The sequence below is a fragment of the Ilumatobacter sp. genome, assembly GCF_049588435.1.
Lineage (GTDB): Bacteria > Actinomycetota > Acidimicrobiia > Acidimicrobiales > Ilumatobacteraceae > Ilumatobacter_A.
Genome location: NZ_JBAVYV010000090.1, coordinates 1 through 9,760 on the forward strand (window position 1 = coordinate 1; position 9,760 = coordinate 9,760).

Here is a 9,760-nt window from a genome sequence, read left to right on the forward strand (position 1 = left end):
GGTCGCAGTCGGTGCAGCAGCAGACGTGGCAGCGGCCGCAGGAGCGGCGGCCGCCGGGACATCGGCGGGCGCGGTCTCACCCTCCGCGAGGAACCAGCCGATCCGCTCGCCGCAGGCGAAGGTGTCACCGACCTGCCCGGCGATGTGCAGTCGGCCCGACGATGCCGCTTCGACATCGGTTTCGGTCTTGTCGGTCTCGATGCGGAGCACGGCGGCTCCGTGCTCGACGGTCTCACCGTCGGCGACCAGCCATTCGGCAATGGTCCCCTCCTCCATCGTGAGTCCGAGCTTCGGCATGAGGAACTCAGTCGCCATGGATGTCCTTTCGTGGGAAATTGTCGGTGACGCAGATGTCGAAGCGACGATCGCTGGCTGCGAGTCGGAGCGTTCGATCGACGTCGATCATGTGCGGGCCGGAGCGTTCGATCGTCACCGTGACGGTGGCATCGGCCGAGACCGGGGTGTTCCGTTCGCCGTCGTAGGCGAGGACGCCGCCGCCGGAAAGTTCGATGGTGCGGCCTTCGTCGAGCGGTTCGACCGAGGCGATGTCGATGGTCGAGAAGGTGCCCGGTGACAGCGGGACGCGGATCCGTCGCCCTCCGGTGCCGAGGCGGATCAGGACGCCACCGGGATCGGTGCGCTCGAGCGGATGGACGCGTCCGGCGACGCTCGCCAGTCCGGTACTTGCGGGACTCGCGATGCAGGCCACGATCCACCGGACCGTCGCCGGGTCCGACACGGCGCGAGCTCCGACGAATGCCGTGTCGACGAGCGCGGCTTCGACCAGTGCGTCCTCGTGCACGACGGTTCCGCGGCGCGGGTCGTCGATCTGGAGTGACACCCGCTTGGCAGGTGCCGTGACCGATGACGGGTCGATTGCACCGGCGGCGACCAACGCCGCGGCGACGCCTGCGGTCGTCCCGTCGACAGCGGTCGGGAACACGTTGTTCGTCCCGGTCGAGATGGCGATCAGCGGTGCCTCCGGCCAACCGGTCGCGACGTCGCGGCAGGTGCCGTCGCCACCGAGTGCGACCACGGCACCGGCTTCTTCCTTCCGCAGCGACCGTGCCGCAGCGACGGTGTCGTGGTGTGAGCCGGTCTGCGGGCTCTCGATGAACTCGATCGGTCCGTCGAGGCCCTCGACCGCGCGCTCCGCGAGGTGGTGGGTGTCGGTGCTCAGCAACACGCGCTGCGCGCCCTGCTCGATCGCCCCGGAAGCGACCCGTCGCATGATGCTGATCTTGACCGCGTCGGAAGTCTGTCCGGCGGCCGACACCAGCCGGCGGATGTCCTTGCCGGCGTGCGGGTTGACGATGATGCCGACCGTTGCCGCGCCGCCGACGGGTCCACGGCCCGCGGAGGTGACAGCGGTCGGCACCGGGTCAGGCTCCCGGTCGGGCGACGATGTCGCGAATCGCCTGCTCGATCCGGGCCGGAGACGGCTGGTAGTGCTGCTCGAGGGCCGGGGTGAACGGGACCGGCGAGAAGGGTGCCGCGATCCGGGCGACCGGCGCGTCGAGGTAGTCGAACGCCTCCTCCTGGATCTGCGCAGCGACCTCGGCTCCGAGTCCACCGAAGCGCACCGCCTCGTGCACGACGACTGCCCGGTTGGTCTTGCGGACCGACTCGAGAATCGTCTCGGAGTCGAGCGGCTGGAGCGTGCGCGGGTCGATGACCTCGACGTCGATGCCCTCTCCGGCCAGCTTCTCCGCGACGTCGAACGCCTCGTTGACCATGCGGCCCCAGGCCACGACGGTGACGTCGCCACCCTCGCGCAGCGTGGCCGCTTTGCCGAGCGGGATCATGTACGGCTCTTCGGGCACCTCACCCTGCATGCCGAGCAGCCGCTTGTGCTTGATCATGATCGTCGGGTTGTCCTCGCGGATGCAGGCCGTCATCAACCCCTTCATGTCGTATGGATTCGACGGATGGACGACCTTCAGCCCGGGGATGTGGCAGATCAGCGCTTCGAGCGACTGGCTGTGCTGGGCCGCAGCCGAGAGACCGCCGCCGCCGCCGGTGGTGATCGTGAGGGGAACGGTGGCCGAGCCACCGAACATGTACTTCATCTTCGCGGCCTGGTTGACGATCTGGTCGAACGCGACGCAGATGAAGTCCATGAACATGATGTCGACGATCGGACGTGACCCGGTTGCGGCCGCGCCGACACCGAGGCCGATGATCGCCTGCTCGCTGATCGGGGTGTCGACCACGCGGTCTTCGCCGAACTCTTCCTGCAGACCGGCGTAGGTCTGGAACACGCCGCCGAAGCCGCCGATGTCCTCGCCGGCGCAGAACACGGTCTCGTCGGCGCGCATCTCCTGGCGGACGGCCTCGTTGAAGGCCTGGACGTAGCTGATCTTGCGAGTCACGAGGTGGCTCCTTCGGGGCTCATGGTGGTGTACACGTCGACCAGGAGCTGGTCGACATCGGGGACGGGGCTGTCTTCGGCGAACTGGATCGCGTCGGCGATGTCGGCGCGGAGTTCGGCCCACACGGCGTCGAATTCGTCGCGGGACGCCGACCCCGCCTCGATCATCCGGTCCTCGAAGGTGAAGATCGGGTCACGCAGCTTCCATTCGGCCACCTCGTCGTCGGTGCGGTACTTGAGGCCGAGGTTCTGGACACCGTGGTGGTTGTAGTAGCGGTAGGTCTTCGCCTCGACCAGCGACGGGCCCTCGCCGCGCAGCGCGCGGTTCTTGGCCTCGATGGCGGCTTCGTGGACAGCGACGACGTCCATGCCGTCGACGATCACGCCGGGCATTCCGTAGCCGGCGGCGCGGTCGACGATGTCGGTGATCGCCATCGTCTTGTCGCGTGCGGTGAACTCGCCGTACTCGTTGTTCTCACAGATGAACAGCACCGGGAGCTTGAGCGCGCACGCCATGTTGGCCGCTTCGTGGAAGGCTCCGATGTTGGTGGATCCGTCGCCGAAGAACGCGGCGGCGACGTTGCCGTTGCCCTTCAGCTTGTTCCCGAATCCGGCACCGACGGCGATCGGTGCACCGGCACCGACGATTCCGTTCGCACCCAGCATCCCGACGTCGAGGTTCGAGATGTGCATCGAACCGCCCTTGCCCTTGTTGTACCCGGTGGCCTTGCCCATCAACTCCGCCATCATCGGGCGGAACTCGCCGCCCTTGGCGACGAGGTGACCGTGGCCGCGGTGGGTCGATGTGATCTGATCCTGGTCGGTCAGCGCCGCGCAGACACCTGACGCGACGGCCTCCTGGCCGACGTAGAGGTGGAGGAAGCCGGGCAGTTTCGCCGCTTCGGCCAACTGGCCGGCGGCTTCTTCGAAGAGACGGATCCGCACCATGCGGCGGTGCATGTCCATCAGCACCTCGGTCGAGAATTCCATGTTTTTCCTGTCGTGTTGCTGTTCGTCGGACATCTGGTGCCAGGCACCAGATGTCCAATTCGCAGATGGATGCGGTTTTCGCAGACCGGACAACTGGTGCCTGGCACCAGATGTCCGGGTGGCTTTCTCAGCGGGAGAGGATGGTGACGCCGCTGATGCCGGGGGCACCGTAGACGTGGGTGTATGCAACCTTCGGATCGTTGGGCACCTGGCGTTCGCCGGCATCGCCGCGCAGTTGGAGCACGTTCTCGTACACCTGACGCAGGCCGGACGCACCGATCGGTTCGCCGTTGGCGAGGCAGCCGCCGTCGGTGTTGACCGGGAGGCGACCGTTGATCTCGGTCTCGCCGTTGGCCAGCATCTGCTCCTGCTCGCCGTGCTCGCAGAATCCGTTCTCGGCCATGTGCATGATCTCGGCGCCGGCCTCGGTGTCCTGGAGTTGGGCGACATCGACGTCCTCGGGGCCGATACCGGCCATTTCGAACGCGGCCTTCGATGCGGCGCTGGTGGGGCCCGGATCGTGTTCGATCGCGATCGACGGAGCGAGCACCTCGAACGAACCGAACTTGCGGGTTCGCACGGCGGCAGCCTTGAGGTAGATCGGACGGTCGGTGTACTGCTTGGCCTTGTCGGCCTTGCACAGGATCATCGCGACGCCACCCTCACCGGGCGAGCAGAACATGTACTGCGTGAGCGGATACGACAGCATCAACGACTCGGCGACCTCTTCCTCGCTGAGCGGCTTGCGTCGCCATGCCATCGGGTTGAGCGCACCGTTGCGGAATGCTTTGGCGCCGACCTTGGCGAGCGTCGGCTGCGTGATGCCGTACTGGTGCATGTAGCGGTTGATCTTCATGCCGAAGAACTGCGTGGTGAGCGCGAGCCCGGAGCCGCCGTACCAGTCCTTGCCACGGGGCCCCCGGATGCGGAAGGCCCCCTTCTCGTGCTTGTCGAAGCCGATCGCGATGCCGAGGTCGCCGGCTCCCGACTGGATCGTGTTGACCGCTTGGGCGAGGGCGGTGCCGCCCGTCGCGCAGCCGTTCACGACGTTCGTGAAGGGCAGGCCGGTCAGCCCGATTCGGCTGACCATCGTGTCGGCGGCGCCGCCGTCCATCGATCCGCCGACGGCGAACTGCATGTCGGACCACAGCTGACCGCAGTCGGCAAGTGCGCGGCGCACCGCGGTGACGCCCTGGTCCATGCCCGAGATGCCGTCGTGGCGACCGAACTCGTGCATTCCGATTCCGACGATTGCGACGTCGCTCATGACTGGTCTCCGTTCTGGGTGGTGGCTTCGACGGGCGCGAATGCGTAGGTGACGACCTGGTTGCCGTCCTCGTCGAGCGAGAGCGGGTCGAGCACGAGCTCCATCGGCATTCCGATCTTCAACTGCTCTGGGTCCGAAATGGTCAGTCGACCCTCGACTCGGAGTTGGCCGGCGAGTTCCACGTAGCCGACGCCGTACGGGACGAAGTCGTCGCCGACCGGGCCGAGGTAGGGCGGGGCCTTGGGCGGGAACGCCTGGACGGTCCACGTCCACAGTGTGCCCTCGGTGGCGAGTTCGACGTCCTCCTGCTCGTTGAACAGGCAGCGCGGGCACCCGGTCTGGCGGGGGTACATGTGGTTGTCGCAATTGGTGCAACGCGTCCCCAGCAGGACGGGTTTTCCGTCGCGGATCTCGAAGATGCCGTCGGCAACGGCAACAGTGGTGGTCATGAGGCTCCCTCGGTCTGCGGCCGCTCGGCGCGCACTAACTGAATGGTCGTTCGGGAAGGCAGATTAGCAGTCGACCATCGCGGATCTCCCAGCGAGCGGGCAGCGTGTCGGGAGTGTCGGACCGGACCGATTCGTGCCGTCGGTCGTCGTTCAGCGATCGAGGTAGCGCTCGCCGAGCCAACCTTCGAGCACCGCTGCCACCTCGGCCTCGGTTGCCTCGGCGGTCACGTCGATCCCCATCACCTGGTCGAGGTGGGCCAGGCCGATCAACAGCAGGAAGAACTGTTGTGCCTGGGCGGTCGTCAAACCGGCGCGGGTCTCCAAGGTGTTGGTCGTCAACTGCTGCCAGGAGCGCAACAGTTCGGCGACCTCGGGTTGGCGAATCGCCGCACAGTGGATCTCGGCGACGATGATCCGCGACCGTCGGAAGTCGGGCTGGATCCATTGGCGGGCGAGCTCGCGCAGCCCCTCGACCTCGCGGAGTCGGCTGCTGCTGATCGTGTTCAGCTCGCCTTGGCACGCCTCGACGAGCAGGTCGGCCTTGCCCGAGAAATGGCTGTAGACCGCAGGGGTTGAGACGTCGGCTCGTCGGGCGATGTCGGACAGCGTGGCTCCCTCGTAGCCGAACTCGACGCACGCATCCGCTGCGGCGCGGAGGAGCCGTTCACGAGTCGGCCTGCCGTGCAGGTCGACCTTCGGCGGTCGACCGAGACGTGCCGGTTCGGTTGAGTCGGACGTGGCCATGCGCAGCAGGACTGTAGTCAGGTCGCTCGAACACAGGCGGCGTCCGCTCAGCCGTCGGCGCGAGCGACATCGAGCAGTGCGCTGGAGTCGTCCCCGAGATCTCCGAGCCGCCACACGGCGCGGAACGGACGGTGGAGGTCGATCCCGACGGTGGCGACCTCGACGAGTGCACCGGTCTCGAGGTCCGCGCGAACCGCCAGGCGACTGAGCAGTGCCACCCCCACGCCGTCGATGACCGCACCGCGCACCGATGCGGTCGAACCCAGTTCGAGAATCGGTGTCGGCGACGTGCTCCCTGCAGCGGCGAGCGCCCTCGTGAGCGCGGTGCGGGTTCCCGAACCCGACTCGCGGCTGATCAGGTCGACCCCGCTCAACTGGTCGGCCGTCAACGGCTGCTTGCGGCGAGCGAGTCGATGCGTCGGCGCGACCACGCACACCAACTCGTCGCTTCCGACGTCGGCGGACTGGAGTGACGTGATGTCCCCGGTGAACTCGACGAAGCCGAGGTCGACGTCGCCGCGCTCGACACGATCGAGCACGGCGACCGAGTTGACGACCTCCAGTTCGACGACCCGCGCAGATCGTTGGCGCCACACGCTCAGCCATCGCGGAAGCAAGTGTTCGGCAACGGTGTAGCTGGCAGCGATCCGCAGCGGTGCGGTCGGCCGCCGGTTCAGTGATGCCATTCCGACCTGGAGTTCGTCGGCCGCGAGCAGGATGCGTTCGGCCCATTCGGCGACCACCTCGCCCTCGGCGGTCGGCACCGACCCGCCCGGCCCTCGACGCAGGAGCGTCACGCCCATCTTCTGCTCGAGATCGCGGATCCGCGCGCTGGCCGAGGGCTGCGCGATCCCGTGGGCCGCGGCCGCCGCCGTCAAGCTCCCGACGCGCACCACCGTGGAGAAGAGATCGAGCGAGGCGATGGTGGGGAACGTCGGAGGGAGCGGGAATCGCTCGTGAGCCATAGCGAGATCCTATGGAAGCATCGTCAGGATCCGTCTACCGGCGTGATGCGTACGTCCGGATACTGGACGACATGGCCTCCACGCAGCTCGACGACATGGCGGCGACCGCATCCAGCGCCGAACTGAAGCCGATGGAGCGACGTCTGTCCTCGGCGGACGTCGACCGGGCCGCGGTCGATGACCTCACGGTGACGGTCCCTCGGATCGCATCGGCCATGGCGCTGGCTCCAGGTCTGGCATTGGTCGCCGTCTGCGTCGCGGCCGCCTTCACCGTCACCGCATTCGCCCCGACGGTGTCACCGCTGGTGGCGGCCGTTGCCATCGGCGCCGTGCTCACCAACGTCGGTCTGATTCCCGAAGCGACCCGGCCCGGGTTGCGCTTCGCCGCCAAACGACTGCTTCGCGTGGGGGTCGTCCTGCTCGGCTTCCACCTCGCCATCGGTGAGGTCGTGGAGCTCGGCGGTCCCGGGCTCCTGGTCGTCGCGGCCGTGGTCACCGCGACGTTCTTCGGTACCCAACGGCTGGGTCGGATGCTCGGCGTGTCGCCGTCGATGTCGCTGCTCGTCGCCACCGGTTTCTCGATCTGCGGTGCGTCGGCGATTGCCGCCGTCGAGGGTGTCGCCGACGCCGACGACGAGGAGGTTGCGTTCTCGATCGGGCTCGTCACGCTGTGCGGCAGCCTCGCCATCGTCGTCCTCCCGCTGTTGGCGGGTCCGCTCGGACTGGCGGGGGAGCAATTCGGGATGTTCGTCGGCGCCAGCGTGCACGACGTCGCCCAGGTCGTGGCCACAGCATCGACGCAGGGCCCCGAGGCCGTCGACTCAGCGGTCCTCGTGAAGCTCACCCGCGTCGTGTTGCTGGCACCGTTGGTCGCCGGCGTCACGCTGGCGCGGCGCCGCCGGACGATCGACGTCACCACATCGCACGACTCGATGAACGGTCGACCAGGTCGGCGCCCCCCGATCCTCCCGCTGTTCGTCGTCGGATTCCTCGCTGCGATCGCGATCCGCAGCACGGGGGTCCTCGGCGCCGGAACCCTGAACACGTTGGATCACATCGAGAAGGTGACCCTCGCAGCCGCGCTCGTCGGTCTGGGCAGCGGCGTCCAGGTGGCCAAGCTCCGCAAACTCGGCGCCCGCCCGCTCGTGCTCGGAGCGGCGTCGTGGATCCTCGTGGCCGGCACCGCCTATGCCGGCGTCATGCTCGTCGGAGTCTGACGACCTTCCGAGCGTGCGGGGGCGCGTGCCCCGAGTCAGCTCGACTCGCCGCGAGCCCACCGCAGCGCACGCCGCAGGAGCTCGTAGTACGCGGGATGCTCCCACGAACCGCGTTCGATCTGGGGGTAGTAGTCGACGACGGGCACCATGTCGTAGTGGCCTCGACAGTGCCCGAGCGTGTTGTAGAGCACTGAACCCTCGCCGAGGGATCGCAGGTACATCACGAGGTGTTCGTCCGGGCCGTCGGTCCAGTCGTGCTCGACGAAACCACGGGCGTCGCCCTGCCACTTCGTGTGGAGCAGTGGTTCGAGTGCATCGCGGTCGGCGTGTTCCGACAGGTACAACTCGTCGTCGGTCTCGAACGGGTCGATCCCCGCGACGAGCCAGTGGTCGTCGGTCGAACGCTCGACGGTGTACGGCATGATCGGCGGATGCGCAACGAACTGTGAGCCGAGCGTGTCGGCCCACAGTGGGAAGATGCGCGGGGAGTCGACGCCGTTCGGCGTGCCGACGTCGAGCGCCGAGTTCGTCCCGTGCAACGCGACCCAACGACCGCCACCCTCGACCCACGACCGGATCGCGCGCTGCGCGTCCTCGGACGGGCGCAGGTTGCAGGTGTAGCTGACCAGGATCGACCCGGCCGCGATCGCGTCGGTGTCCTCGTAGTCGGGCTGCACCCGGACGCGGAACTCCTCGTGCTCAGCGAGCAGCGTCAGGAGCTGGATCCTCGCGAAGTCGATGTCGTGGTACATCCCGCCGGCCACGAGGGTGACGTCGATGCGGCTGCCTGGCTGTGCGTCGGTCATCGACGTGTCTCCTGCGTGTGAAGTTGGTTCGCTGCCGTCAACGGCGCTCGATCAGAAGTCGACGCGCTTGAGGAATCCACCGTCGACGGTGACGTTGACACCGTTGACGTGCTTGGCCGCGTCGCTGGCGAGGAACGCGACCACGTTCGCGACGTCCTGCGTGGTGCCGAGCTCGCCACCGGGGTGGGTCTTCTGCGTCGCCTCGTAGAAGTCGGTCATGTGGTCCTTGATCATGTTCCAGTCGCCACCCTCGACGAAGATCGGGCCGGGTGACACGACGTTGCACCGGATGCCCTGCTTGCCGAGGATCTGCGCCTGGCCGAGCGTCCAGTTGGTGACCGCCGACTTGAACGCGCTGTAGCTGTTCGAGCCCGAGGCGAAGTGCTCCGCCGTGGCGGTCGTGCCGATGCTGATGACCGATCCGCCACCGTCGGCAAGCGCCTCGGCGGCGGCTCCGACTCCGAGTACGAGCGACATCATGTCGATGTTGAAGTTGTTGATCCAGTCCTCGGGCTTCTTCGCGCCCTTGCCCGACGTGTTGTGCACGAACACGTCGATCCCACCGAGTTGTTCACCCGATGATGCGACCCAGGCTGCGACGGCCTCGCCGTCACCGGCGTCGACCGCGGCGCCCACGACGGTGCCGAGCGACGACATTTCCTCGACGGCCTGCTCGACGCCTTCTGCGGTGCGTGCGCAGATCGCCACGGAGGCGCCCTCCTTGAGCAGTGTCTCGGCCACGGTGCGGCCGATCCCCTTGGTGGCTCCGGTGATCAGTGCCTTCTTGCCGGTGAGTCCGAGATCCATGGTTCTTCTCCCTGTTTTCGTGTGATTGGTCGTGTGGATGCGAGCGAGCCGAACCTACCGAACTGTCTTTCGTCAACTCCTACCGGACGGCGTGCCACCGGTGCTCGCGACAAGTTGTCGGCGACCGCTGCGATCGTGCGGTCG

Annotated in this window: 11 protein-coding genes; 1 reads left to right on the plus strand and 10 read right to left on the minus strand. The window is 67.4% G+C overall.

Translation table 11 applies throughout. From position 1 onward, the window contains the following. The 8 genes from WBV89_RS03335 to WBV89_RS03370 all read right to left on the minus strand — a co-directional run. Nucleotides 1–315: biotin/lipoyl-containing protein (locus WBV89_RS03335; protein WP_423979927.1), on the minus strand; the 315-nt coding region annotated here is incomplete at its 3' end. Beyond that, nucleotides 305–1,378 (minus strand): NAD(+)/NADH kinase, encoded by a 1,074-nt coding sequence (locus WBV89_RS03340; protein ID WP_423979928.1) that lies wholly within the window; start codon nt 1,376–1,378, stop codon nt 305–307. The genes WBV89_RS03340 and WBV89_RS03335, both read right to left, overlap by 11 nt. A gap of 4 nt (nt 1,379–1,382) precedes the next feature. Then, entirely contained in the window at nt 1,383–2,372 is a 990-nt protein-coding gene (locus WBV89_RS03345) for an alpha-ketoacid dehydrogenase subunit beta (RefSeq protein WP_423979929.1), read from the minus strand. After that, nucleotides 2,369–3,361, minus strand: a complete 993-nt coding sequence (locus WBV89_RS03350; RefSeq protein WP_423979930.1) for a thiamine pyrophosphate-dependent dehydrogenase E1 component subunit alpha — start codon at nt 3,359–3,361, stop codon at nt 2,369–2,371. The genes WBV89_RS03345 and WBV89_RS03350 overlap by 4 nt, the downstream gene beginning before the upstream one ends. Before the next feature lie 127 nt (nt 3,362–3,488). After that, a complete protein-coding gene (locus WBV89_RS03355; protein WP_423979931.1) occupies nt 3,489–4,628 on the minus strand; it encodes a thiolase family protein in 1,140 nt (379 codons plus the stop codon). Further along, nucleotides 4,625–5,077, minus strand: a complete 453-nt coding sequence (locus tag WBV89_RS03360; protein ID WP_423979932.1) for a Zn-ribbon domain-containing OB-fold protein — start codon at nt 5,075–5,077, stop codon at nt 4,625–4,627. Before WBV89_RS03360 ends, WBV89_RS03355 begins: the two co-directional genes overlap by 4 nt. A 150-nt stretch (nt 5,078–5,227) precedes the next feature. Continuing rightward, nucleotides 5,228–5,821: a TetR/AcrR family transcriptional regulator gene (locus WBV89_RS03365; RefSeq protein WP_423979933.1), complete on the minus strand. Its 594-nt coding sequence runs from the start codon at nt 5,819–5,821 to the stop codon at nt 5,228–5,230. A 47-nt stretch (nt 5,822–5,868) separates the two neighbouring features. Then, nucleotides 5,869–6,786 (minus strand): LysR family transcriptional regulator, encoded by a 918-nt coding sequence (locus WBV89_RS03370; RefSeq protein WP_423979934.1) that lies wholly within the window; start codon nt 6,784–6,786, stop codon nt 5,869–5,871. Nucleotides 6,787–6,857: 71 nt separating this feature from the next. On the opposite strand from WBV89_RS03370, the gene WBV89_RS03375 reads away from it, so the two are divergent. Then, the gene (locus tag WBV89_RS03375; RefSeq protein WP_423979935.1) at nt 6,858–8,003 is read left to right on the plus strand and encodes a YeiH family protein; all 1,146 of its coding nucleotides are present in this window, start codon (nt 6,858–6,860) and stop codon (nt 8,001–8,003) included. 35 nt (nt 8,004–8,038) lie between these two features. Here WBV89_RS03375 and WBV89_RS03380 read toward each other — a convergent pair whose 3' ends face one another. Then, nucleotides 8,039–8,809, minus strand: coding sequence for a ThuA domain-containing protein (locus WBV89_RS03380; RefSeq protein WP_423979936.1), 771 nt, complete (start codon nt 8,807–8,809; stop codon nt 8,039–8,041). Nucleotides 8,810–8,860: 51 nt separating this feature from the next. Next, a complete protein-coding gene (locus WBV89_RS03385) occupies nt 8,861–9,616 on the minus strand; it encodes an SDR family NAD(P)-dependent oxidoreductase (RefSeq protein WP_423979937.1) in 756 nt (251 codons plus the stop codon). Between the last annotated feature and the right edge of the window lie 144 nt (nt 9,617–9,760).